General features: G+C 67.9%; 20 protein-coding genes. 11 read left to right on the plus strand and 9 right to left on the minus strand.

The genetic code is table 11. From position 1 onward, the window contains the following. The first annotated feature begins 139 nt into the window (after positions 1-139). Positions 140-1,468 (plus strand): TniQ family protein, encoded by a 1,329-nt coding sequence (locus OFY01_RS17590; protein WP_266600985.1) that lies wholly within the window; start codon positions 140-142, stop codon positions 1,466-1,468. A gap of 84 nt (positions 1,469-1,552) precedes the next feature. On the opposite strand, the gene OFY01_RS17595 is transcribed toward OFY01_RS17590, so the two are convergent. After that, complete coding sequence (locus OFY01_RS17595; protein ID WP_266600986.1) at positions 1,553-1,936, minus strand: GntR family transcriptional regulator; 384 nt, start codon at positions 1,934-1,936, stop codon at positions 1,553-1,555. Positions 1,937-2,121: 185 nt separating this feature from the next. On the opposite strand from OFY01_RS17595, the gene OFY01_RS17600 reads away from it, so the two are divergent. Continuing rightward, positions 2,122-4,284 carry a DNA methyltransferase gene (locus OFY01_RS17600; protein ID WP_266600987.1) on the plus strand — a complete coding sequence of 721 codons (2,163 nt, stop codon included), beginning with the start codon at positions 2,122-2,124 and terminating at the stop codon, positions 4,282-4,284. Here the strand turns inward: OFY01_RS17600 and OFY01_RS17605 are convergent. Then, positions 4,271-5,191, minus strand: a complete 921-nt coding sequence (locus OFY01_RS17605; RefSeq protein ID WP_266600988.1) for a hypothetical protein — start codon at positions 5,189-5,191, stop codon at positions 4,271-4,273. The two genes, OFY01_RS17600 and OFY01_RS17605, sit on opposite strands and share 14 nt — an antisense overlap. A 502-nt stretch (positions 5,192-5,693) precedes the next feature. On the opposite strand from OFY01_RS17605, the gene OFY01_RS32785 reads away from it, so the two are divergent. Then, entirely contained in the window at positions 5,694-6,284 is a 591-nt protein-coding gene (locus tag OFY01_RS32785) for a winged helix-turn-helix domain-containing protein (protein WP_266600989.1), read from the plus strand. After that, entirely contained in the window at positions 6,236-6,739 is a 504-nt protein-coding gene (locus OFY01_RS32790; RefSeq protein WP_266601123.1) for an IS630 family transposase, read from the plus strand. The genes OFY01_RS32785 and OFY01_RS32790 overlap by 49 nt, the downstream gene beginning before the upstream one ends. 160 nt (positions 6,740-6,899) lie before the next feature. Here OFY01_RS32790 and OFY01_RS17620 read toward each other — a convergent pair. Then, positions 6,900-8,158, minus strand: a protein-coding gene (locus tag OFY01_RS17620) for an IS3 family transposase (protein ID WP_266601125.1) whose coding sequence is annotated in 2 segments (ribosomal slippage) — positions 6,900-7,816 and positions 7,816-8,158 — 1,260 coding nt in all. Because the reading frame shifts where the segments join, the coding sequence is not laid out codon by codon here. A gap of 1,281 nt (positions 8,159-9,439) precedes the next feature. Between OFY01_RS17620 and OFY01_RS17625 the strand changes: the two genes are divergently transcribed. The 5 genes from OFY01_RS17625 to OFY01_RS17645 all read left to right on the plus strand — a co-directional run bounded on the left by OFY01_RS17625 (position 9,440) and on the right by OFY01_RS17645 (position 12,965). Further along, entirely contained in the window at positions 9,440-10,303 is an 864-nt protein-coding gene (locus OFY01_RS17625) for a hypothetical protein (RefSeq protein ID WP_266600990.1), read from the plus strand. A gap of 355 nt (positions 10,304-10,658) precedes the next feature. Continuing rightward, a complete protein-coding gene (locus tag OFY01_RS17630) occupies positions 10,659-11,186 on the plus strand; it encodes a hypothetical protein (RefSeq protein ID WP_266600992.1) in 528 nt (175 codons plus the stop codon). Positions 11,187-11,369: 183 nt separating this feature from the next. Beyond that, positions 11,370-11,777 carry a helix-turn-helix domain-containing protein gene (locus OFY01_RS17635; protein WP_266600994.1) on the plus strand — a complete coding sequence of 136 codons (408 nt, stop codon included), beginning with the start codon at positions 11,370-11,372 and terminating at the stop codon, positions 11,775-11,777. A gap of 38 nt (positions 11,778-11,815) precedes the next feature. Further along, positions 11,816-12,445, plus strand: a complete 630-nt coding sequence (locus OFY01_RS17640; protein WP_266600996.1) for a hypothetical protein — start codon at positions 11,816-11,818, stop codon at positions 12,443-12,445. A 172-nt stretch (positions 12,446-12,617) separates the two neighbouring features. Then, positions 12,618-12,965 (plus strand): DUF2516 family protein, encoded by a 348-nt coding sequence (locus OFY01_RS17645; RefSeq protein ID WP_266600998.1) that lies wholly within the window; start codon positions 12,618-12,620, stop codon positions 12,963-12,965. Positions 12,966-12,995: 30 nt separating this feature from the next. Here OFY01_RS17645 and OFY01_RS17650 read toward each other — a convergent pair whose 3' ends face one another. The 3 genes from OFY01_RS17650 to OFY01_RS17660 form a co-directional block, all read right to left on the minus strand. Beyond that, entirely contained in the window at positions 12,996-14,534 is a 1,539-nt protein-coding gene (locus OFY01_RS17650; protein WP_266601000.1) for a PP2C family protein-serine/threonine phosphatase, read from the minus strand. Positions 14,535-14,953: 419 nt separating this feature from the next. Next, complete coding sequence (locus OFY01_RS17655; RefSeq protein WP_266601002.1) at positions 14,954-16,138, minus strand: C40 family peptidase; 1,185 nt, start codon at positions 16,136-16,138, stop codon at positions 14,954-14,956. A 244-nt stretch (positions 16,139-16,382) separates the two neighbouring features. Further along, complete coding sequence (locus tag OFY01_RS17660) at positions 16,383-17,186, minus strand: class I SAM-dependent methyltransferase (protein WP_266601004.1); 804 nt, start codon at positions 17,184-17,186, stop codon at positions 16,383-16,385. 247 nt (positions 17,187-17,433) lie between these two features. On the opposite strand from OFY01_RS17660, the gene mshA reads away from it, so the two are divergent. Next, positions 17,434-18,789, plus strand: a complete 1,356-nt coding sequence (gene mshA, locus OFY01_RS17665) for a D-inositol-3-phosphate glycosyltransferase (RefSeq protein WP_266601006.1) — start codon at positions 17,434-17,436, stop codon at positions 18,787-18,789. Further along, a complete protein-coding gene (locus OFY01_RS17670) occupies positions 18,782-19,306 on the plus strand; it encodes a type III secretion system chaperone family protein (protein WP_266601008.1) in 525 nt (174 codons plus the stop codon). The genes mshA and OFY01_RS17670 overlap by 8 nt, the downstream gene beginning before the upstream one ends. Here OFY01_RS17670 and OFY01_RS17675 read toward each other — a convergent pair. The 3 genes from OFY01_RS17675 to OFY01_RS17685 all read right to left on the minus strand — a co-directional run bounded on the left by OFY01_RS17675 (position 19,299) and on the right by OFY01_RS17685 (position 24,354). Next, a complete protein-coding gene (locus tag OFY01_RS17675; protein ID WP_266601127.1) occupies positions 19,299-19,490 on the minus strand; it encodes a hypothetical protein in 192 nt (63 codons plus the stop codon). The genes OFY01_RS17670 and OFY01_RS17675 overlap by 8 nt on opposite strands. Positions 19,491-19,558: 68 nt before the next feature. Continuing rightward, entirely contained in the window at positions 19,559-19,849 is a 291-nt protein-coding gene (locus OFY01_RS17680; protein WP_266601010.1) for a hypothetical protein, read from the minus strand. Positions 19,850-19,998: 149 nt separating this feature from the next. Next, positions 19,999-24,354 (minus strand): LamG-like jellyroll fold domain-containing protein, encoded by a 4,356-nt coding sequence (locus tag OFY01_RS17685; RefSeq protein WP_266601012.1) that lies wholly within the window; start codon positions 24,352-24,354, stop codon positions 19,999-20,001. Positions 24,355-24,695 lie beyond the last annotated feature (341 nt).

A 24,695-nucleotide genomic window follows, 5' to 3' on the forward strand; every position in this document is an offset into this window, starting at 1 on the left:
CGACGGTCGATCGGGATTGGCAAGTTAACTGTCGCCGATTTGGCGCTCTTGTTGTCGTGTCCGTGCGAGCCGTGCATGGACGGGCACCAATTTCGAAGAGTGCCGGAGGCCCACGAACGCGGTGCTCTTCCCTGGAGGAGTGAGCGCTGTCGGTGAGAACCCCACCTATGGCCGTGGGGACGGTGCGGATTCCTCCACCAGTGCGCTGTGGTCGCACAACTGCCGGTGGACGGACCTGTTGGTGCCGGTGTCGGTCGAGGCGGGACGCCGTGATCTCGATTTGAGGGACGGGTGGACGCGCCGCTGGACGGCTTCCTGGCGGGCCGGGGAGACGCCGGTCGTCAGCCCGGTACGGGCGCTCGCGGATGCGCCCGTCTCGGGAGGGACCCGACTATGCGGCCCGCGCGTCCGGAACCCGATGCTCCTCGGCTACCTCCACACTCTCGACGAAACCCGGCTGCAGGCCCTAGCGGAGGCGACCCGGCTGACCCCGGCCGAGGCCCACTCCCTGCTCCTGGGCCCTCTCGCCGCCCGCTACGGCCCGCTGGACCCGCACTACACCCGCCGCGCCACCCCGATGCGCGTCATCAACAACAACCCCTGGGTATGGACCACTACCTGGCGCTACTGCCCCCAGTGCCTCGCCGGCGATCCGGACGATGCCATCCAGCAGCTCCACGGCGGGGCTTGGCGGCGCCACTGGCGTCTGCCGCCCGTCTTCTCCTGCCTCACCCACCGCAGGCTCCTACGGCATCTGTGTCCCGGCTGCCACACGCTCGTCGCCACCGCCGAGATGATCGACCGCACCGACGAAGACGACCTCCATCCCACCCAGTGCCGACGACGCGGGTGCGGCACCCAACTGGCCGATCCCCAGTGCCATGCGGAACCGGGTCTGGACGCGCCTACCCGACGCGTCCTCGACCGCCTCCAGCGCCGCTTCGCCAGGCTGCTGTCCCCCTCCGCACCGCCCACCGTCCGCAGCACCGGATGGCCGATCCCCGCAGCCCAGTACTTCATGGACCTGCGAACCGTCACCGCCCTGACCTTGCTGTCTTGGCCCGCCGCTCGCCCCCTGTGCGCGACGCCACTGCTCGCCCAGGCCCTCGACGCCGAAGCCGCCTGGCGCCAGCACGAGTACGAGCGGCTGCTGCGCGGCGCCAAGAAGCACAGCTCCCAGGCGTTCCTGCGCCCCGCCGTCGACGCCCTGGCCGGAGCCGCCGTTCTGCACGTGGCCGATCGCCTCCTGCGACTGGACGAGGCACAGGCTCGCGACGCACTGGCGCCCTTAACGGAAGCCGCTGCTTCCCGCGCTACGGCGCTCACCAGCTATCTGCGGCACCTCCCGGGGAGTTCACTCCCCCTCCAGCTGGCCCTCACCTCGTGCGCGCCACGAGGAGCGGGCAGGCAGTGGCTTGCCGACGCACTTCACGAGCGGGAGTGCCAGCGTACGCGGCATGTAGCTTGAACGGCACGGCGCGCGGCAAGAGCTGGCATCTACCAACATCGCTCCCGAGTGACGACTCGAGAGCGGACGAGGGGCGTCGGACAATCAATCGACGACCCCATGCGCCTCATTGTCGAGACGCCTCTCGATGGCGGCCAGGCGTTGATTCACCTTGAGCAGCTCAACAAGGATCGCCTCCAGTTGTGATGCCAGGGGTGCCTGCGCGTGGTGGACCTGTGTATCGGCCTCATGCAGCTCGGCGGGACGCACGAACACGCCCCGGCCTTGCTGAGGACTTACTAGCCCCTCGTCGCGGAGAACCCGAAGGGCGTTCTGGGCGGTCATCAACGCGGTGCCGAACTCCTTCGCGAGCTCCCTGCCGGACGGAAGCCGAGAACCGGGCTCGAGCCTGCCGTCCAAGATCTGCTCACGTAGAGCAGCGGCGATCTGCAGATAGGCGGGGCGCGGGTCGTCTGGGCTTAGCTCCATACGGTGATCCTAGTCGGCCTAGGTCAGTCCACTTGCCGACTGCTGGTCACCTAGGTAAGGTTGATTGAACTAGTTCGACCTGTATCGGTTGCAAGGGTGTGTGCCGATCGTTAGCTGGGTGCCCCAGTGAGTCCGCGGTGCAGCAGCGGAATCCGGGGATACTTGAGCGGAACCTGGAGGTATGAATGACGATCTTTGAGCAGGACAGCATCTTCAGCGCTACGGAAGGCGGCCCGACGTCGATCGTTCGGAGTTCGATCCCTGCGGTGACAGCGCTGGAGACGGCTTTCCCTGCCGGGATCGTGTCGGCCGCGGCCGAGCGAGAGTCCTGGCGCAAGGAGGTGCACCGACCGGCCACGCATACTCACAAGTGGTGGGCGCAACGGCTTGGCTCTGTTTTCCGTGGGATCCTGGCCGCAGCTGTTGCGCGGGATGAACAAGATGCCATCGAGTGTTACAGCAATGCGCTTCGGCTCGAAGGTCTTACTGTCTGCGACCCCTTTGCCGGCTCCGGCACTACGCTCGCGGAGGCCGCAAAGCTGGGTGCGCGAGTGATCGGCAGGGACATCAACCCGGTGGCGACGCTGGTTCAGCGGCAGGCGCTGGCACCGTGGGATCGGACTCGACTGGACCGGGCATTTAAGCAAGTGGAGTCTCAGGTCCGCTCTGAAATCGATCAGTTGCACAGGGATGAGCGTGGTCGGCCCGTCCTCTACTACTTCTGGGTTGCCCTGGCCCAGTGCCCCCAATGTCCTCCCGGCGTGCCGCCCGTGGAGCTATTCAGTCGGTACGTCTTTGCTCAACATGCCTATCCGAAGAAGTATCCGGCAAGCAAGGCGACGTGTCCGCACTGTCGCGCCATTGCAATCGTCGATGTGGTGAAAGATGCGCAGCTGACATGTCCTGCCTGCAATCAGGTCTCAGACCTTGCCGGACCGGTAAACCGCGCGACCATGACTTGTTCTCAGGGCCACACGGCGAAGGTCGTCGACGCTTTGGGGGGACAGCCTCCGCGGCTCCGCATGTATGCGAAACAAGTGCTTGATGCAGACGGATCGCGGCTGTACGAACCCATCGATGACTTCGACCTCGCGCTTTACGCGAAGGCTGAGAAGCTGCTTGAGGAGCGAGGCGAGGAGCTCGTACTTCCAGCTGGCACATTGGATGACGGCCATAACACACGACAGGCGATCCGCTGGAACTATCGCGAGTGGCGCCAGTTCTTCAACGCTCGTCAGCTTTATAGCCTTGGGTTGCTTGGCAAGGCAATCCGCGACCTTGAATCCGGACCGGAGCGCGAGGCGTTGGCCGCGCTCTTCTCTGGCGTACTTGAATTCAATAACCTATTCTGCTCGTTCAAGGGGGAAGGGACTGGGGCCGTCCGTCACATGTTCTCCAACCATGTCCTAAAGCCCGAACGGACTCCACTCGAAGCGCATCCCTGGGGTACTCCCGCATCCTCCGGCGCCTTCTCGACGCTCTATCAGTCTCGTATCATCCGCGCGTGGGAGTACAAGCGTGCCCCGCATGATCTCGTGCCCGTGGGCGAGAACTCGGAGCGTGTCTTCGGGCTGTCTCAGCCTCTTTCGCTAGAGATCGGTGACGCTGAGTCCTTCGTTCAAGGGAGTACGAGTGCCTATGTTCACTGTGGATCATCGGCATCCTTCGATCTCCCAGATGCGTCAGTAGATCTGGTCATCACTGACCCCCCGTTCATGGACAACGTCCACTACAGTGAACTCGCCGACTTCTTTCACGTATGGCTTCGGCAGCTCCGGCCATTCGAGAGCTATCCGGCAGATGTCATCACCACGCGCCATACAGAGGAAGTTCAGTCAGCAGATCCCGCCGAGTTTGGCCATGCCATTGCCGCCGTATGGAAGGAATGTGCCCGACTCCTTAAGCCGAACGGCCTGCTTGCGTTCACCTTTCATCAGGCTCGAATTGCGGGATGGGTTGAACTGGTCAAGGCATTGGAGAACGCGGGACTGGTCATTACCGCAGTGCAGCCTGCGAAGGCAGAAATGAGCACGAGCACCATCAAGTCAAGTGCGGCCGATCCGTCGAACCTGGACTCGATCGTGGTGTGCCGGCTGATCGGACACGTGGGGTCCGAGGGGCGCTCGGTAGAGACGGTGAGGGAACGTGCCATTATCGCGCTGCGTGAGTGCAAGGAGACCGGTGTCAAGGTCGGGTATGCGGACGTCGAATCCGTGGTCAGGGGGTCTGTCCTCGGTCTGCATACCGTCCCCGGAAACTCGCTGTCTGTCGAGGAGCTGGCGGCGGAGGCCGGAGCGGCGGTCGCTGTAGCCGCCGCCGCTCTCGGCGTGCGTTCTAACCGAGGGTGAGTGTCCGCAGATCGATCTCAAACCGGCCCCGCTGAGCTGTCTCCTCCTTTCGCTTCGATGGCTGCGGGAAGGGGTTGTGCGCGGTTTCCTCGACTGGGGGAGACAGTTTGGCAAGCCGATAACAATGGAAGAGCTCGGACACCCCTGGCGAGACGGTACGGGTCATGTCGCGTACGTGAGCAAGAGACGGGTCGTCCGCAAGGTCATTGCGCTCACTGATGAGGGTCGCCGTGCCGAGCATCCATTCCCAACCTAGCGGGTTGGAGAAGAGCAGCATTGGCCTTACCCGGTTTGCTCCGTCACCGTAAGTGCCAAGTCCAATCTGTTTGGTACGCGTTCCCGTGATGCGGTCGTAGAGATCCACATCTTTGTTCAGGGCAGCGCCAGCCACCAGAGCCATCGAATGCACTTGCACCATGCCGCCCTCTTCGTTTCCCTGAAGAGCGACAAACAGGTAGAAGCCAGGGATGCGGATCTCGTTGCCGTCCTCGGCGTACACGCGGACGGTTGCACAAGGCGGGGTGCTGTTGTAGTCGAGACCCGTGGAACGGGCGGGCTTCCCATTCCTGCCCAAGTCGACCTTCTTGACCTCGAGGCCGAAGATCGCTCCGGGGTCGTAGTCGACCCCACCTTGCCTCAGGAGCTCGTACTCCTCGGGCCTCGCAATGACAGCGTCAGGGCTGACCAAGGGTTTGTCTGCCCGGAGAACAATGGCCCCCGTCGGCAACTGCTCGTGGAGAAGATCGGCGACGTACTCGTCGAACGGGTCATCCTGCGTGTTCCGCTTGTCCCGCAGCTGGAAGGGAACCGAACGTCCCCGATCATCGAAGAACGCCTCCGAGAGAATCGTGAAGGCCATCGCCGGCAAGTCTCCAGGGCGGACCCTGTCGTGCGCATCAGAGCTCATGACGTCAGGGGTAGCACATAGATGCGCCGCCTCGCAGGGTGATGATCACAAGTACTGCAGGCGACCTGCCGGGCGACGTGTCGCTTCCCTGCGGCCAGGATGGCACCTCGGTGGGCAGGAAACGGCCAGGGCCGGTCGCGCGCGGACTGGTGGTGCTGGTCAGCGTGAGGGGAACCTCCCTCCGAACAGAAGATCAAGGTTGTGGAACGCGGTTGCCGCGTCGCCGTTGTTATGGGCGTCGAGCGCCCTGCGAGCACGGCTGGCAGCGTTGACCAGCTTGGAGAGGGCCTCTGTCCTTCCTGCTGGTGTCGAGTATGCGGAGACTCTCCCGGCGAGCCCCTTCGGATCGTTCATCGCCGCCAGCTGGATCGAGTGCAGGTGCTCAAGAAAGCCGCATACATCCCATACAGGCACGAATGATGACTGTGTCGACATGTATCGTGCTGCCCTCATCTCCAGATATTGATCCGAAACGCTTTGGGTTCAGGCTCGTTGACGGTGCGTGAGTGATCTGGTGGGGGATGCGCGGACCTGGTCGCCGGACGCGCAGGAGGCTGTGCGGTTGCTGGCGGTGTCCGCGCTGGTGGAGGGCCGGGACCGGGTAGAGGTCGCCGCCCTGTTCAAGGTGTCGGTCAGGGCCGTGGACAACTGGTGGGCGAGGTGGCAAGCTGGTGGCCGGGACGCGCTGCTGTCGCGGCCGCGAGGCCGCCGCACGGGCGAGCATCAGGTGCTGTCCGAGGCCGAGCAGGCCGCTGTGCGGCAGGCCATACTCGATCACACGCCCTGTGACCTGGGGCTTTCCGGGCAGTTGTGGACGCGGCGGCTGATAGGCGAGCTGATTTTCAAGCTGTATCAGGTCCGCTTCACCGAGCCTGGAGTGGGCAAGTACCTCAAGCGGTGGGGGCTGAGCTTCCAGCGTCCGGACAAGCGGGCCGTCGAGCAGGACGCGGAAGCGGTCCGCCTCTGGCGCGAGGAGACCTGGCCGGCGATCCGGGCAGGGCGAAAGCGGACAACGGTGAAGTTCTCTTCGCCGACCAGGTCGGGATCCGCTCGGACCAGGTCACCGGCCGCACCTGGGGAGCCAAGGGCATAACCCCGGTCGTCCGCCGCACCGGGAACCGGTTCTCCGTGAACGCGATGTCCGCGATCAGCACGAAGGGGCGGATGCACTTCATGGTCTTCACCGAGTCCTTCGACGCGAAGGTCATGTGCCGCTTCCTCGCCCGGCTCGCCGGGCACTTCGACCGCAAGGTCCACCTGATCGTCGACCGGCACTCGGCCCACCGTTCGAAGGCCGTCCGGGCCTGGCTCGCCGACCACAAGGACGAGATCGAGCTGCACTTCTTGCCCTCGTACTCACCCGAGCTGAACCCGGACGAGCTGGTCAACGCCGACCTCAAACGCAGTCTGCCGCACACCCACCGGGCCAGGAACCAGAGCGAACTCGCCACCGAAACCAGCAGGTTCTTCCACCGCCGACAACGCCAGCCCCACATCGTGCGCGGATACTTCGGCGGCCAGTACGTCCGCTACATCCTCGACGAGTGAACCCCCATGAGTTTCTGACCAATAGAACGAGGACGCAGGTACCTTGTTGTAGTACTTCCACGCCTTGGCCAGGCGAGCCAGCCTCTTGGCTCCTCCTGTGACGCCGGGCAGGTTGTTGACCTGGGCCTTCCCCCGAGAAAGTGGACACGCGTTCGGGTGGTTATGCGGCCAGCGTGAGCTTATCGAACTCCTGCTGGTGCTGGTGCTGGTGTTCGTAGTCGACGGGACTGAGGTGTCCGTTGGCGGAGTGCCTGCGGCGGGTGTTGTAGCGGGTGAGCCACCGGAAGACGGTGCGTCGGCAGAGTTCCGCTCCCGGGTAGTGGTGGGCGCCGCGCAGAGTCTCCCGCTTGAGGGTGGCGTGGAAGCTCTCGCAGGCGGCGTTGTCGGCGGAGGTGCCTACCGCGCCCATGGACTGGGTGACACCCAACTCGCCGCACAGGTCGGCGAATTCACGCGATGTGTACTGGGCACCGTGATCGGAGTGGAAGACCGCGCCGCTGAGACCGCCGCGGGTAGCGGCTGCCATCCGCAGGGCGTCGGCGACGAGTTCGGTGCGCATGTGGGCGGCGATGGACCAGCCGACCACCCGGCGGCTGAAGCAGTCCAGGACCGTGGCCAGGTAGAGGAACTGGCCGTCCCCGGTGGGGAGATAGGTGATGTCGCCCATGTACTTGACCCCGGGCGCCGGGGCGGTGAAGTCCCGCTGGAACAGGTCCGCCACCGGTGTCGCCGACGGCTCGGGGATCGTGGTGCGGGCCCGTCTGCGCAGGCGTATGCCCTGGATGGAGAACCTGCGCATCACACGAGCCCCCCGTTTCTCGTTGATCTTCCGGCCGTCGGCGCGGAGCTCGGCGGTGATCCGCGGAGAGCCGTAGGCGCCCTCGGAGTCGGCATGGACGGCACGGATCCGTTCGGCCAGGGCCCGGTCGGCGGCCTGCCGCGCGGTCCGCGCGTCGGCCCCGTCCCGCCACTTGTAGTAGCTGGACCGGTTCACGCCCAGCACCTGGCACAACCGCTTCACGCCGAAGGCGTCCCGGTGGTCGTGGACGAACTGGAAGCGGTTCACCAGTTCGTCTCCCCGGCGAAATACTTGGCCGCCTTGCGCAGGATGTCCCGCTCGGTGGCCAGCTTCCGCTCGCTCGCCTCAAGCTCGGCCACCCGGGCCTCCAGCTGCCGGATCCGCTCGTCCGGGTCGGCGGACGGTGCCAGCTGTCCTGCCCGGGCCGGCGCTGCCCCACCTGCCCGAGCCGGCGCGGGGGCGACGCCGCGACGCTCCCTGTCCCGCAGCACCCACTCACGCAGCGTCGCCCTGTTGATGCCCAGGTCAGCGGCGATGCTCTTGTAGGTCGCCCCGGGCGTGGACTCGTACAGGGCCACGGCATCGGCCTTGAACTCGTCCGAGTAGTCCTTCATCGCCATCGGCGGTGTTCTCGCTTCCTCCGGATCAAGCAGATCCAGTATCAGCGTGTCCACCACTCAGGGGGAGGCCCCGACTGTGAGCCGAACAGCTTCCGGTAATGGCCGGAGTTCAGCCGTCACCAACAACAGCAGGCTCTCTCATGCTCGACAACTACCGAACGGTGCTTCCGCGAGCGTGGGAGATGCCGTGTGCTTGCTGCCCGACCTCCGCGACGAGCGGAACCGGTCGGCGAGCGCGGGGTGGAGCTACACAAGCAAGCCCACCCCAGGCGCCCCCACCGCATTGTGGCATAACAGTGCAAATCGGAATAATGAGGGTAAAAAAGATCCGCGAAGCAATGCAGCTTCACGGTTCGGTCTGAAATTCTAGTTGGAATCTCTACCTTCGACTGGCTCGGGAATTCGAGCTGTCTGGCGCCGTGACGGCAGGTGGCTTGTTCGGCAAAGAATTGTGCTCCAATGAATTGACGAGCTGATAGCCGTGAGGCAGTAGGATTCCGATGAGGAGTGTGACCGCGGCGGCCTTGACCTTCTTCCAAGATGGGACGGGGGAGTGGAAAGAGACCTGACCGTCAGAGATGTGAAACGTGGGCGTGGGGTGGCTGGACATTATATGTATCCTCCTGTGAGTTCGACTGTTTTTGGGCATGACAAACTGCCCTCTCTTGAAATGGTACAAAAAAGACACCCGATATCCTTGACCCAGTGATGCAGGTACCAGGACGTACTAATCTCCGGCCGGAGATTAGTAGTACTCGGGTGGTGCGCGTGGTGCTAAGTCCTCGGCGTTTCCACCGGGCTGATAAGTAAGACCTTAGCCCCGACCTGTCTGGCCGTCAAGTGTGCCTGGATTTTGGCAGGCTGACTCACCTTCAGGCTTCTATCTGTCAGCGAGGGAAAGTGTCGTCGGCTCTGCCTAGGGTGTCAATTCCGTGGATTCTGACCTGCCTGTTTCCCGCTTTCTATCGCGCCTGATCCAGGGTGGAATATTTGGCTCCGCTTGTTGAGTCGATCACCCTGGAGTGGGCGGCATCGGCGCAAGGACCGCGAGCATCGGGACGATGGGGGCCTGGCCGTGGAGGTCGAGCGCCGCGACCGGATCCACCACGGCGCGGGCGGCCGCGTGCAGTGGATGTTGAAGAACACCCTGCCCATCTCCGAGCCCGCCTGCCGAGCATGCGAGCGGGGAATCGAGGCTTCCGAATTCGGTTGATGGATGATGTTTCGGGGTGGACACTGATCAGTTCATCTCACATCGAGTCAGCAAGGAGTCCTTGCATCGTGAGCTACACCAGCATCGAGATCGCCACCGGTCAGCACCTGAAGTTCGAGGCCACCCGTGACGGCTTCCGTCTGTGGCCCGCCGTCGACGGCGCGAAGCTGGTGCTGACACTCGGGACGTCCGTCTTCCCCGACCTCAAGGAGCCGCTGCAGATCCAGGTGAGCGGCTGGCTCTCCGTGGGCACGCACCCGCAGACCGACTTGAGGGATTTGTGCGAGCTCACCGCGGCCGACATACACCAGCCCAGCGTCAACGGCGGGCGGGTCGAACTGGTGGGCTTGGTGTCCAACGCGCAGTTGCGCGTTATCGAGGAACTGCGCCGCAACAAGGAGCTGTGGTTCAGCGTCGAGGTGCGCATCACCTACCTGGAGCGCGAGTCCGAGCTACGAATGGTCTCGAAGAAGGCGACACTCAGCTTCGACATCCCGATCAGCCAGTGGGCGAAGCAGTTGGAGAAAGTGAGCTCGGCGGCGTACGTCGAGGTGCTGGTACCGGTGACCGCGGACCCGAAGCTGGCCAAGGCGGCCGGGCGCGTCCGCCAGGCCCGCAAACTCACGCAGGCTGGCCACGCGGAGGAAGGGATTGGGGAGACCCGGAAGGCTTTGGAGCGGTACCGGAAGGCGTACCGGACCTGGGCGCTGACGAAGACCGCCGCCGCGAAGGACGCGCACGACCGGACCAAGGAGGAGCGCTGGGCCCTGCTGGTGGAGGACGCGTTCTCCCTCCTGAGTGGCGCGGCCCACGACGACCCGGGCACCACAGACCAGTTCGAGTGGCCCGACTCCGAGGCCGTCACGCTGAACGCCCTGGTGGCCGGCTTGCTCACCCGGCTGGCCAATGACCCGGAGCACCGCGTGCTCTGAAAAGTGTGCGGGCCCCGCTCCGAAGAACGAGGCCCGCACTATGCCCGAACTCAGCAGGGCTCCCACGCCCTCGTCGTCGGGTTCCACGCGACCATCTCGAAGCAGCCGCGATCGCTGTCGTTGAACCCGCTGTGGTCGAACCCGCTCCCGTCGCAGCTTGCGATCAGCCGGCCGCTCTCGAAGAAGATGTTCTCTGAACGATCAACGGGCCCAGGTCCAGGCACTCTCAGTGGCGCCAGGGAACTGCGGACGAACGCGGAACTCGGGACTTTAGCTCACCTCAAATCCCTCGCCTCTTGCAGTCTTGGCGTGCATCCTGACCCGTCTTGCCTCGCACTTGACAAGGGGAAGTGACATGACCAATACCCTCCAGCCGGACCCAGAGATGTTGGGCGCGGCCATGATCGGCTACTACCAGGCTGTGCAGCGCTTCCTGCGGGACGCGACGCGGGTCACCGAGCACAACGACGGCTTTGTCGCCCTCGCCTCCGCAACGGAGTGCCTGTTCTGGGCGTGCTCACTCGAAGAGCAGATGCGCGACAACGACCCGACGTACCTGAGCGACGCTGACAACTACGGTCGGAGGCTCATCCAAGGGGCACGCTGGGCACGTAACCAGGCCACCCACCAGCTCGCATTCGTCATCGCCCACTCCGACGGCCCGCAGTACCCGCAGCCCGATCCCGAGACGCTGGTCGAAGTGGTGTGGCGACCCGCCGACGAGATGCCAGCGCCGAACCGGGAGCACCGGAACCAGCGCGAGGCGTACGACCAATTCCTGGCAGGCCGTCCCGTACGCATCACCTTCGACTACATCAAGGGCTTCTTCGCATCCGAGCAGAACAGGCCCGGCTCACTCCTCAACCGCACCACCCAAGCGTGACGGGCACCAATCAGTTCCCCCGGGAAGCGATCAGCTCGCCGATCAGATGCTGCGGGAACTGCTCACCTTCACCGGGAACGGACAGTTAGCGTGACGAGTCACACTATTTAGCGCAGGTGTGTAGCGACACTATTGCAAGCAGCATGCTTGCAATAGTTAGCGGAGGTGCGGCAGTATCGACGCATGGCATCGCTCAACGTCGGAAGCCTCGGCGAGTACCTGCGCGAGCAGCGTCGCACCGCGCAGTTGTCCCTGCGGCAGCTCGCCGATGCGGCCGGGGTGTCCAACCCGTACCTCAGTCAGATCGAGCGCGGGCTGCGCAAGCCGAGCGCCGAGGTGCTGCAGCAGGTCGCCAAGGCGCTGCGGATCTCCGCCGAGACGCTGTACGTGCGCGCGGGCATTCTGGACGCCGAGCGGGAGCGGGACGAGGTGGAGACGCGTGCGGTGATTCTCGCCGACCCCTCGCTCAACGAGCGTCAGAAGCAAGTGCTGCTGCAGATCTACGAGTCCTTTCGGAAAGAGAACGGGACCGAGGCGGCGGACGCGGCCGCAGCAGGCGACTTCAGCGATGCCGAGCCCTCCGAGCAGTAGCAGTAGCAGCAGTTCAAGTGATCCGGGAGGACCACGCCATGGCCATCAAGGACGACCTGCGCAAGACGTTCACCGACCCCACCCCGCTCTACTTCGCCGCGGGCACCGCAGACCTCGCCTACCAGCAGGCCAAGAAGGTGCCGGGGCTCGTCGAGCAGCTGCGGGCCGAGGCGCCCGCGCGGTTCGAGGCCGTGCGCGGCACCGACCCCAAGGACGTGCAGGAGAAGGCGGCCGCGCGCGCCAAGGAGGTGCAGGCCACCGTCACCGCGAAGGTGAACGAGTTCGTGGCCGCGTTCGACACCGACGTGCGCAAGGACATGAAGAAGTTCCAGGAGACCGCCCAGGACTTCGCCCTGCGCGGTGTCGGGTTCGCGGCCGAGGCCGCGGTGAAGGCGCGGGAGACGTACGAGAAGGTCGCCGAGCACGGCGAGGAGGCCGTGAAGGCGTGGCGCGGCGAGGCCGCCGACGGGGTCGTGGAGATCGCCGAGGCCGTCGAGCCGGAGCCCGAGAAGGCCGAGCCCGTGGCCGAGAAGCCCGCCCCCGCCCCCGCCCCCGCTGCCGACGCCGAGCCCGGGGCCGCGCCCACGAAGAAGGCCGCCGCGAAGAAGCCGGCCGCCAAGAAGACCACGGCCGCCAAGAAGGCCGCTCCCGGCGGCAAGGCCGAGTAGCCGGTCGGGCCGGTGGCGTGTCACGGGCCGGGCACGTACGGCGTGCCCGGTTCGTTGTGCGGGTACGGTGACCGAAGAGGGGATCGAAAGCCCGTACCGTAGGACATCGGGACATCGGGACATCGGGACGTCAGGACGTACCGGAACTGGATTTGGTGGTGGCGTTGTGCTGATGCAGGGGTTCGCGGGTCTCATGTGGCTGCTGAGCATGGCGCTGATCGTCTTCAGCGGCTTCGCGTTCGTCGACGCCGCGATCCGGCGTGAGGACGCCTATCGGGCGGCCGACAAGAAGACCAAGCCGTTCTGGCTGATCGTCCTCGGGCTCGCGTTCGTCGTGAACCTGCTGTTCCCGATCCTGTCGTTCCTGCCGATCATCGGGCTCGTCGCGACCATCGTGTACATGGTGGACGTGCGACCCGCGATCCGGCAGATGGGCGGCGGCGGTGGTGGCGGCTGGCGCCACCGCGGCGGCGGCTCCAGCAGTGACGGTCCGTACGGGCCGTACAACGGGCGGCGCTGAGCGCGCCCCGACGGCGGCCGCGGGCTCACGTCACCGGTCCAGCAGCAGTACCGCCACGTCGTCCGTCAGGTCGCCGCCGTTGAGGTCACGGACCTCGTTCATGGCCGCCTCAAGGAGTTCCTCACCGCGCAGGCCCTGCGCGCGCTGGCGGCGGATCATCTCCACCATGCCCTCCTGGCCCAGGCGCTGCGTGCCCTGGCCGACGCGGCCCTCGATCAGCCCGTCCGTGTAGAGCATCAGGCTCCACGACGGTCCCAGCTCGACCTGCATCCGCGGCCAGCGGGCCTTGGGCAGCAGGCCGAGCGCCGGGCCGCTGTTCTCGTACGGGAGGAGCGTCGCCGGTCGGCCGGGGCTCGCGATCAGCGGGGAGGGGTGACCGGCCAGGCAGAGGCCCGCGCGGCGGCCGTCCGGTGAGATGTCCACCGTGCAGAGCGTCGCGAAGATCTCGTCGTCGGGGCGCTCGTGCTCCAGGACCTGCTGGAGGGTGGAGAGCAGGCGGTCGCCGACCAGGCCAGCGAAGGTCAACGCGCGCCAGGCGATGCGCAGTTCGACGCCGAGCGCCGCCTCGTCGGGACCGTGGCCGCAGACGTCGCCGATCATGGCGTGCACGACGCCGTCGGGCGTGCGCACGGTGTCGTAGAAGTCGCCGCCGAGCAGGGCGCGGGACCGGCCGGGGCGGTAGCGGGCCGCGAAGCGCAGCGGGGAGCCGTCCAGCAGCGGCGTCGGCAGCAGACCGCGCTCCAGGCGGGCGTTCTCCTGGGCGTGGAGGCTGGACTCGGTGAGCTTGCGCTGGGCCGTGTCGGCGCGCTTGCGCTCGACCGCGTAGCGGATGGTCCGGCCCAGCAGGCGGGCGTCCAGCTCCTCGCGGAAAAGGTAGTCCTGCGCCCCGACCCGTACCGCCTCGGCGCCGCGCTCGGCGTCTCCGGACGTGGTCAGTGCGAGCACGGCGTGCCGGGGCGCGAGGCGCAGCACGTGGCGCAGGGTCTCCAGCTCGGCGCCGTGCTTGTCGGCCGCGTCCTTGTTGGTGGCGTCCTTGCCGGTGGCGTCGGCGGGCTTGGCGGAGGAGGGCAGCGCCAGGTCGAGCAGGATGCAGTTCACGTCGTCCGTGAGCAGCCGCTCGGCCTCGGTGAGGTTACGGGCCGTACGTACCCGGACCGGCTTGCCCGCGGCGTCCTGCATCTCCGGGATGCTGAGCGACCCGGCCGGGTCGTCCTCGATGAGGAGGAGGGTCAGGCCGGTGGAGCCGCTTCCCGCGTCGGACAGTTCCTCGGCAGCGCTGGGGGAGTCGTCGGCTCGGGGCGTTCCCTGTGCCGACCACTCTGCCGTGTCCGCGCTCACGGCAGTCACCGCGGTGTCGGCCGTGACCGTCGTGACCGCCATGTCTGCCGTGTCTGCCGTGTCTGCCGTGCGTGCGGTGGCTGTGGTGTCTGTCGCCTTGCCGGCGGGCTCCGTGTTCGCTGTCGTCTCCGTCTTCCGTGCCGTCTCCGGGCTCGTGTGGTTCGTCCGAGGTGGAGCCTGACCACCTTCCGCGGCCGGGATCGCTCTCTGCCGCGGTATGGGTACGGGCATCGCTCTTGGTTTCCTTCCCTCCCCCCGAGGGCGCGGCGGAACGAAAGTCCTCGGTCCGCCGACGGGGACCTTAGCGGTACCGGGGCGGGCAACGGAATGGTGAGCGGCTCGCTGCCGGAGTCATATGCCGCTCGGGAGGCCGGAATTGACTGGTTCCGGCCCGTGACGGGTGGATACGTGATGACGAACATCACGCCATGACTGTGGAACCGCAGGCGGGCACGTGCGGTGCGTCACGTGGGACGGGTCACGCGTTACGGGTGGTCCGGGTCACTTGCGGGCTAAGCGGAATCAGGGACCCGAACCGCTGGAATCCGAGTCTTCGTCCGTCGAGCCTGCGTCCGTCGAGTCCTCGTCCGTCGAGCCTGCGCCTGGCGCGCCCTCGGTCGTCGAGCCTGCGCCCGGCACGCCTGTGCCCGTCACGCGTCCGGTCGCACCACGCCCAGCATCGCCATCGAGCCCGCTCCGGCGATCGTCACGTTCCGCCCGGGGTGCGGGGCGTGGATGATCGCGCCGTCGCCTATGTACATCCCCACGTGGCTGGCGTCGTCGTGGTAGATGATCAGGTCTCCGGGCCGCATGTCCTTGATGTCGACGTGCTTGAGCTGCTTCCACTGCTCCTGCGACGTCCGCGGGATCGGGTGCCCGGCGGCGGCCCACGCCTGTGACGTGAGGCCCGAGCAGTCGTACGAGTCCGGTCCCTCGGCGCCCCACACGTACGGCTTTCCGAGCTGTTCCGTCGCGAACCGCACCGCCTTCTCGCCCGCCGACGACGCCTTGGCCTTGATCTCCTTGAGCACACCCGACGACAGCCACGCCGTCTGCGCCTTCTGCTCGGCCTGGGCCTCCAGCTCGCGCAGCCGCTCGCGCTGCTGCTTCTTCAGGTGGTCCTCTATCGCCTTCGCCGCCTTGATCCGCGCCTCGATCCGCTTCTTCGCCGCGGCCTTCTTCCGGCTCTCCTCGTCCAGTGACTTCCACTTGGCGGAGGCCCGGTCGGCGTAGTCCGCGAGGGTCTTCTGCGTGTTCGTCAGCTGCGTCATCAGGTTCTTCGCCGCCTGCTGGCCCTGGTAGACGCGGCCCGCGGTGTCGAGGAACTGCCCGGGGTCGCCGGAGAGCAGGAACTGGGCCTCGGGCGGGATGCCGCCCGTGCGGTACTGCTCGCGTGCGGTCGCGCCCGCGCCGGACTTGAGACGGTCCAGCTTCTGCCGGCCCGCCACGATCTTCTTCGCCAGGTCGACGATCGCGGTGGACTGCTGGTCGGCCTCCTCCTGGGCCGCGTTGTACTCGTCCGTGGCGACGGCCGCCTGGTGGTACAGCGTGTCCAGCTTCTTGCGGACGGCTTCGAGGTCCGGGCTCGCGGCGCTCTTCCCGGACGCTTTCCCGGCGGCCTCGCCGGGCGTACGCGTGGGATTGGGATTGGGAGTGGGATCGGGGGCGGGGGTGGGCGTCGGGGGTGGTTCCGGTGCCGCCTGGGCCGTGCCGCCCGCCGTCAGTACGGTCACGGCGCCGATCGCCGCCGCGATCACCGCCATCGACGTACCCCGCCTGCCACCACCGAGTCTGTTCCGCTTGTTCCGCTTGTTCTGCCTGTTCCGGCTGTTCATCCGCTCTACCCCCACGGCCCGGACAGGCCCGTACATCTGATGTCTCGTCAGTAACTTCGAATGCTCCGGGGATGGTGCCACGCGTGGGCGAAAAGCGACAGACCCCGCAGCCTGTGACGAACGGCCTGCCGAGATCGTTCCGGCGTCCGGTGCGAAATCGTTCCCGCTCACGCGACGGCCTCGCCTCGCGCGACCGCACGCGGCGGCCTCGCCTCGCGCGACAGGCTCGTCCGAAACGCCACCGTCACCCCCGCGGCGCCAGCGCCTCCCACGCCACCGTCACTTCGCCCTGCCGCCACCGCGCCGGACCGTCCGTCACCGGCCAGTCCGCCGTCAGGTCCCGCACCGCGCGGATCCAGCGCTGCCGCGCGCCGTACGAGGCGTAGGGTGCGGCCGCCGCCCACGCCCGGTCGAAGTCGCGCAGGAACGCGTGGACCGGCTCCCCCGGCACATTGCGGTGGATCAGCGCCTTGGGCAGCCGTTCGGCCAGGTCGGACGGGGTGGTGAGCGAGCCGAGCCGGGTCGCGAAGGTCACCGTGCGCGGCCCCTCGGGGCCGAGCGCCACCCACACGTGGCGCCGCCCGATCTCGTCGCACGTGCCTTCCACGAGGAGCCCGTCCGGCGCGAGCCGCCCGCACAGCCGCTCCCAGACCCCCGCGACCTGTGCCTCGTCGTACTGGCGCAGCACGTTCGCCGCGCGGATCAGCAGGGGCGGCCCGGCGGGCGCGGAGAGCGGGAGCTCGAAGCCGCCGTGCCGGAAGGTGAGGCCCTCGCGCTCGTACGGCTTCGCGGCGGCGACCCGCGCCGGTTCGATCTCGACGCCCACCACGCGCGTGTGCGGCGCCGCCGCGCGCAGCCGGGTGAGCAGCTCGACCGCCGTCCAGGGCGCGGCGCCGTACCCGAGGTCGACCGCCACCGGGTCGTCCGCGCGGCGCAGCGCGGCGCCGTGCGTGGCGGCGATCCAGCGGTCCATGCGGCGCAGCCGGTTGGGGTTGGTGGTGCCGCGCGTCACGGTTCCCACGGGGCGGGACGGGTGGCGCGGGCTCATGCGTACGAGGGTATGCGGTGCGCGCCCCTCGGTTGCGGGCCCGCCCCTGCCGCGGCCCGCCCCGCCCCGCCCCTCCGGTGTGCCCCACCTGCCGTGCCGGCCCTCGGTTGAGCTCGGAAAGGTAATGATTGGGCAAAGTGGAGGAGGGGTGGAAATGGAGCAGAGCGCTCCAGTGTTCCGCCGTAGGAAGAGGGCGCGCCCTCTGTGAGCCGTGCCCGCAGTGAGCCCCACGAGGAGGACCCGCCACGTGAGTCAGTACGTGACCAGGTTCCGCCGCACCGGGGCGACCGGGACCACCCCGGCGGCCAGGCTCCGCTTCCCCGGCATCCAGCGCCGCCCCCGCCGGGTGGCGATGCTCAGCGTGCACACCTCGCCGCTCCACCAGCCGGGCACCGGCGACGCGGGCGGCATGAACGTCTACATCGTGGAGCTGGCCCGCCGCCTGGCCGCGATCAACGTAGAGGTCGAGATCTTCACCCGCGCCACGGCGGGCGGCCTGCCTCCGGTGGTCGAGCTCGCGCCCGGAGTCCTCGTACGGCACGTCGACGCGGGCCCCTACGAGGGCCTCGCCAAGGAGGACCTGCCCGCCCAGCTGTGCGCCTTCACACACGGCGTCATGCAGGCGTGGGCGGGCCACCGACCCGGCCACTACGACCTCGTGCACTCGCACTACTGGCTTTCCGGGCAGGTCGGCTGGCTGGCCGCGCAGCGCTGGGGCGTGCCGCTCGTGCACGCCATGCACACCATGGCCAAGGTCAAGAACGCCGCCCTCGCCGTCGGTGACACCCCCGAACCGGCCGCCCGCGTCATCGGTGAGACCCAGATCGTGCGCGCCTCCGACCGGCTCATCGCCAACACCGCCGAAGAGGCCGACGAGCTGGTCCGGCACTACGACGCGGACCCGGAGAAGGTCGCCGTCGTCCACCCCGGGGTCAACCTGGAGCGGTTCACGGTCGGCGACGGCCGGGCCGCCGCACGCGCCCGCCTCGGCCTGCCGCAGGACGCCCTGATCCCCCTCTTCGCGGGCCGTATCCAGCCGCTCAAGGCGCCGGACGTCCTGGTCAAGGCGGTCGCCGCGCTGCTCGCCGAGCGGCCCGAGCTGCGCTCGCGCATCGTCGTGCCGGTGGTCGGCGGCCCCAGCGGCAGCGGCCTCGCCAAGCCCGCCGCCCTGCACAAGCTCGCCGCGCAGCTCGGCGTGAGCGACGTCGTACGCTTCCAGCCGCCGGTCGGCCAGGAGCAGCTCGCGGACTGGTTCCGCGCGGCGTCCGTCCTCGTCATGCCCTCCTACAACGAGTCGTTCGGCCTGGTCGCCATAGAGGCGCAGGCCACCGGCACGCCGGTGCTCGCCGCGTCGGTGGGCGGCCTGCCCGTGGCGGTACGGAACGAGGAAACCGGCTTCCTGATCGACGGCCACGAACCCGCCCGCTATGCGCGCGTGCTGCGCGAATTCGCCGACCATCCCCACCTTGTGGACAGCATGGGCGCCGCGGCGGCCCGGCACGCCCGCTCCTTCGGCTGGGACAGGTCGGCGGCCGAGACGGCGGACGTGTACACCGCTGCCGTGCACGAGCACCGCCGTCACATACCCTCGCACCATGGCTGACGACACGAACGGTACGGACACCACGGACTCCGCCGCGCGGACCATCGAGGCCACCCTCAAAGACGCCGACCTGGAGTGGGAGAGCCCGGAACCGGGCGCGTACGTCGTCACACTGCCCGGGACCCGCAAGCTCTCCACGACGCTCTCGCTGCGCGTCGGCCGCCACAGCCTGTCCCTGAACGCCTTCGTGATCCGACACCCCGACGAGAACGAGGCCGGAGTCCACCGCTGGCTCCTCGAACGCAATCTGCGCCTCTACGGTGTCGGTTACGCGGTCGACCGGCTCGGCGACATCTACCTCACCGGCAAACTCCCGCTGACCGTCGTCACGCCCGACGAACTGGACCGTCTGCTCGGCTCGGTCCTGGAAGCGGCCGACGGCGCCTTCAACACCCTCCTGGAGCTGGGCTTCGCGTCCGCGATCCGCAGGGAGTACGAGTGGCGGGTCTCGCGCGGCGAGTCCACGCGCAACCTGGACGCGTTCGCCCACCTGACCCGCCGGACCGGCTCTAGCTGAGCGCGACCATCCGTACGACGGTCACGGTGAGCACGGACCCGGAGACGTAGTACAGGACTATCGCCCCGCCCACCGTCGCCTCCCGCCGGTCCCGCTCGCCGCAGACCGAACTCGACCCGAACCCGTACGGGTCGTGGGCGACCGTGCGGGCCATCTCCGCGCGGAACCGTTCGGGGTCGGCCATCTTGGCCAGGGTGTCGTCGGCGGGCGGCGCGTACGCGATATGGCAGGCGCTGCGCCTGCGTCGCCGGCTCACACCGAGCCCCGCCGCTCCGCCTCGTCATGGGCGAGCCGCGCGAGGATCGCGTCGGCCTCCGGATCGGGTACGGCCTCCAGCATCCAGTGCCGCATCACGGCGTGGATCTCGTCGACCCCGGCGCCGTTGATGGCCTTGTCGAACTCGGTGCGGCGGGTGGCGGGCAGCGCCGCGCGGATCGCCGGGATGCTGTTGGGAACGTCGACCTCCACGCCGCCGACCAGCGTTCTGGGCGGTTCTTCGGGGCGGGGGCGGGGGCGGGACCCGGGCCGTGGTGCGTCGGACATGTAGGGGCAGTTACCCGCCGGCTCGCCGGTTCACGCGAGGGGCCCGCTCCGACATGGATCGGAGCGGGCCCGTGCCTGCTGATGCGGTGGTGCCGGTGGTGCCGGTGGTGCCGGTGGTGCCGGTGGTGCAGTGTGTCCGGCGTGTCGGCTCAGCTCATGCGGACCGCCTTGGGCAGGTCGTTGGTGGCCGAGGCGTCCGCCGCCGGCAGGGCGGTGTCGTAGATGCGGATGTCGGAGAGCTGGCCGTTGGTGTACTCGGCGTAGGTGCCCTGGTAGAGGCGGCGGCCGATCTGGACGTCGCCCGAGGCGTTCCACGTGATGCCGGTGTATGCCTTGGTGGCGGCCAGGTGCCCGTTGACGTACAGGCTCAGTTGCTTGGTCGTGGCGTCGTAGACGCCGACGAGGTGGGTCCAGGTTCCGGTGGTCGGGGTGCCGCCGTAGGCGGCGGAGAAGCTGTTGCCGGTGGTGTCGTCGTTGTGCCGGTTGAAGGCGAAGGCGTGGGCGTAGGAGGAGTAGTAGAGCTGGAAGCCGTTGGCGTTGCCCGCCGTGTCGGACTGGGAGACGAACGTCGAGTTGGACGTGAGGGAGTTGAGCTTGACCCAGGCGGAGACGGAGAAGCTCTTGGAGTTGTCGATGGCCGCGCCGGTCGTGGCGGCGTAGCCGGTGGTGCCGTTGAGGTTGAGGACCGTGCCGTGGGTGGTACCGGTGGCCCAGGTGTAGTCGCCGGTGAGGGTGGCGTCGAGGCTGCCTCTGCTGTCGGTCAGTGTGGTGCCGGTGCCTTCGTCGAGGTTCCACCAGTCACGGGCGGCGTCGGTGACGCTGCCCAGGGAGACCGGTGTGGTGAGGGTGGGCACGCCGTTGCTGAGGGCGCCGCCGGGGTGGAGCAGGAGCTGGCCCGAGGTGTCGGTGGTGTAGAGGTCGGGGTGGCCGTCGGGGCCGCCGGCGGGGCTGGTGGTGTCGCCGTCGGTGGCGATCAGCGGGTAGTCGAGGGTGGGCACACCGGTGTCCAGCGCGGCCGCGGTGTTGGTGTCCCAGCCGGTGTTCGCGCCGGAGGTCCAGTTCTGGGCGGCGGTGCCGTTGCAGGTGTAGATCTGCACCTGGGTGCTCGTGGTCGTGGAGGCCGACGGGTCGTCAAGGCAGCGCCCGGACTGCGGGTTGGTCAGGCCGCCGGTGGCAGAGGGCTGCCATTGCTGGGCGGCCGAGCCGGTGCAGTGGTCCAGTTCGACCAGGGTGTGGTCGGCGGTGCCGCCCTGGGCGACGGTGACGCACTTGCCGTACACACGCAGGGTGTTGTCGGAGAGCAGGGAGAACCGCTGGGCGTGGGTGCCGTTGCAGGTGTAGATCTGCATGGGGGTGCCGTCGGCGGTGTTCGCGCCGCGTACGTCCAGGCACAGGTGGCCGCTTGAGGGGGTCACGGCGGACTGCAGCGGGGTGCTGACCGGGGCGTGCAGCAGCGGTGGCAGGTACGTGGTGGTGTCGACGGTGAGGGGGAACGTGTACAGCACGCCGGTCCAGCGGTTGCGCGCCCACAGGGTGGGGGTGTTGTCGACGGTGCCGGGGCTGAGCAGGTCGAAGTCCGACCAGTCGCCGTCGCCGAGCAGGACCGGGTTGACGAGGGCGCCGCCGCTGCGGCCCTGGTACAGCCACAGTCGGCCGTTCTCGACGGTGATCAGGTCGGCCAGACCGGTGCCGTAGACGTCGCCGGGAGCGGCGATCTTGCTGGTGGCGTTCCAGTCGGTGGTGTAGTTCGCGGCGCTGCAACGGTCGGCAGGGGTGAAGGACTGGCAGGACGGCTTGGTGATGACGTCGGACGTGTTGTCGGCGTAGTCGCTGTAGCCGTAGGTGGTGGTGGCGTAGTTGATGTCGTTGGGGACGAGGTAGAGCTGCTTGGGGGTTGTTGTGGTGTGCAGGGCGAACAGGTCGTCCACGTCGTGGCCGGTGAGGCTGCCGTGGTGGGCGATGAGGTAGTTGGCCCAGCTGTCACCGCTGGTGCCGGCCGGGGTGTGGTCGGTGTCGGCGGCGACCAGCGGTCCGGTGTAGCTGCTGGTGGTGGGGGCGGTGGTCTTGAGGGCGTTCTGGGCGGGGTCGGTGTTGCCGGGCACGACCAGCAGGTTGCCGCCCTTGGTGGTGGTCAGCAGGTCGGGGATGCCGTCGCCGGTGACGTCTCCGGATGTGGCCTTGGTGGCCGGGTTCCAGGGGACGGTGTAGGTGTAGCTGGTGGGGGCGGTGGAGATGTTGCCGGCCTTGTCGACACCGGCGACGTAGAGGGTGTGTACGCCCCAGGTGGTGATCGGGACGGTGAGTGTGGTGGTGGCGACGCCGTTGCTGGTGCTGGTCACGGCCGCGGTGGTGCTGTCGGCGGCGGTCGGCGGTGCGTCCAGTTTCCACAGGAAGTGGTCGATGCCGGAGGCCAGGCACGGGTTGGGGGAGCAGGTGGAGTCGGTGGCGGCCGCGTCGGTGCCGTGGATGGTGAAGGTGGTGGTCTTGCCGCTGCCGGCGTAGACGACGGGGTTGGCCGGGCCGCTGCCGACCGGCGGGAAGGACGGGTTGGTGGCCACGGTCGGGGTGTCGGGCGCGGTGAGGTCGGTCCTGAACCAGCAGTGGCCGCTGATCGACGACTTCAGGTGGAGCGTCGAGTTCGTCTCGGAGTACACGTCCCAGCCGTACTCGTGGCCGTCCAGGAGCGTGAAGCCGATCGACGCCCAGGCGTCGGAACCGGAGGCCAGGTAGGAGGTGGCCGGAGTGGACTTGGAGAGGGCGTTGCCGCTCGAGTCCACGACCGTGCGGTCCCAGACGTGGAAGTGGGCGGCCACGAGCTCGCCGGAGACGTTGCTGGTGACGTTGGCGTGCAGGTGCACGTTGCTGCCGGCGTCGGAGTACGTGGTGGCGCCGATCCAGCCGTCGCCGCTCATGGTGCACGCGCTGCTCGCGCCGGTGGCGGCCGGAACGGTGTGCATGCTGGTGGGGGTGTTCGGCTTGATGTCGAACTTGGTGGTCAGCGTGAGCGTCTGGGACGTGCGCAGGTAGTCGTTGTTGCTGGAGGAGGTGGACTCGTCGCCGTACAGGCCGATGGTCCAGGTGTTGGTCTGCGCGCCGAAGGTGCCGGAGGAGTTGTAGCCGTCGCCGTCCTGGTCGGCGATCTTCTGGGCCTCGTCGGTGACCGTGAAGGTGGCGCTGTGGTTGCTGCAGCTGCTGTTGGGGTTCGCGCCGGACGGGACGTGGGTCGTCACCGTCGGGAAGGCGACGTCGTGGGTGCCGGGCCGGCTGTCCCAGTCGGTGGACGAGCTGATGGCGTTGGTGGTGTGCAGGGTGATCGGCTGGTTCTGGGAGCAGGACCAACTGGCCGCGTACGTCGTCGAGATGGCGATCTTGGCGTCGTAGATCACGAAGGAGGAGTGCAGGCCCGAGGTGTTGATGGCGTAGTAGGTGCGCTCCAGGCCGGTGCCGCAGGAGCCGCCCCAGCGCTGGTAGCCCACTCCTTCACCGCCGGTCTGCGGCTTGTCGTACTGCGGGGCGTTGTGGCAGGTGGAGCTTGAGTACACCTCGTCGTAGTGCCCGGCGGTGGAGGAGACCGGGTTGGTGTAGGGGTCGATGTACACCGGGTACGTGGTGTTCGGGCCGGTGAGCAAGGACCGGTCGGGGGTGAGCGTCAGGCCGCGGGAGCCGGTCTTCATCGCGACCGGATCGACGACGGCGCCCGCGCCCGGGCCGTGCGCCGAGGAGGCGGGGGCCCGGCCACCGGTGGCAAGGCCGGTGTCGGTGGCCTTCCTCGCGGCCGCGGGGAGGGTGGTCAGCGCGGTGGCCCCGAGGGACGAGTCCCACATCAGCGGGCGGGGGCTGGTGTAGGCCAGAGTGCCGTCCGGTTCGGTGGCCCGCATGCCCCCGGAATCGGTGGGCTTGAGGGAGAGGCCGTGCGTGGTGGCGGCCAGCGTGAGGGACTTGAGGCGGGGGTCGGCGGCCGCGGCGGCGTCGTGGACGATCAGGACATCACTGAATCCGCCCTGGTCCGTGACGGACACGGACAGGTCGACGCCGGGCAGGACGGCCTTGTACAGCGCCGTGTCACCGGTCACCTGCGGGGCGGGGAGCTCGAACGGCAGGGCGAGGCGCATGCGCGCGCCGTCGGCGTGGGTGAGGGTGACCAGCGGGCCCGTGCCGCCGCCGGAGAGCGTGACGGCGTTGGGGGTGGCGGCGGGGGAGTACGTGCCGTCGCTGTTGCGGGCGAGGGTGGCGTCCACCTTCGTCCAGACGCCGTTCTTCTTCACCCGGACCGGCAGCAGATGAGTGGTCTCGGTGAACGTGCCGTCCGGGTTGGCCTCGACGGCGGTGGTCTGAGTGGTCTTCGAGTCGACCCGCACGCTGTGACCGCTGTCCACGGCCTGTTGCCGCGCGGCGAGCATCGGGTCCGTGGGATGTGTGGTGGCGGCGTCGGCCGCGGCGGGCAGCGCGGGCAGGCCGAGCACGAGTCCGGCGAAGGCCGCCACGAGTGGCGTGCGGCGTCTCAACTTCCGGTGCCTCGGGGGTATATGGAAAGATCTGTTAAACACTGAGGAAAGATTCCTTCTTCTCAGGAACGCTCAACGGATGTGACATCCGTCACCCCCGAGGTGTGGGGTGGGTGTGACGGGTGATGCCGCGTGCCGGATTGTCATGCAGAGTCGGGATTCGTCCTCGCATTGATGCGGGAAGCGCGACAACTGGTGGGGAACACCCGGTCCATGGCGTCGGCGCAGACTATTGAGCCACGTCATGGCTGATCAATACTCTCCCTCAGCGATCGCACGTTCGTACGGTCATTGGCTTCACAGCGGCCCTGAACAGGGCCGCTGTTCTGCGTGGGGGTCCG

Source organism: Streptomyces beihaiensis, assembly GCF_026274175.1.
Taxonomy (GTDB): Bacteria; Actinomycetota; Actinomycetes; order Streptomycetales; family Streptomycetaceae; genus Streptomyces; species Streptomyces beihaiensis.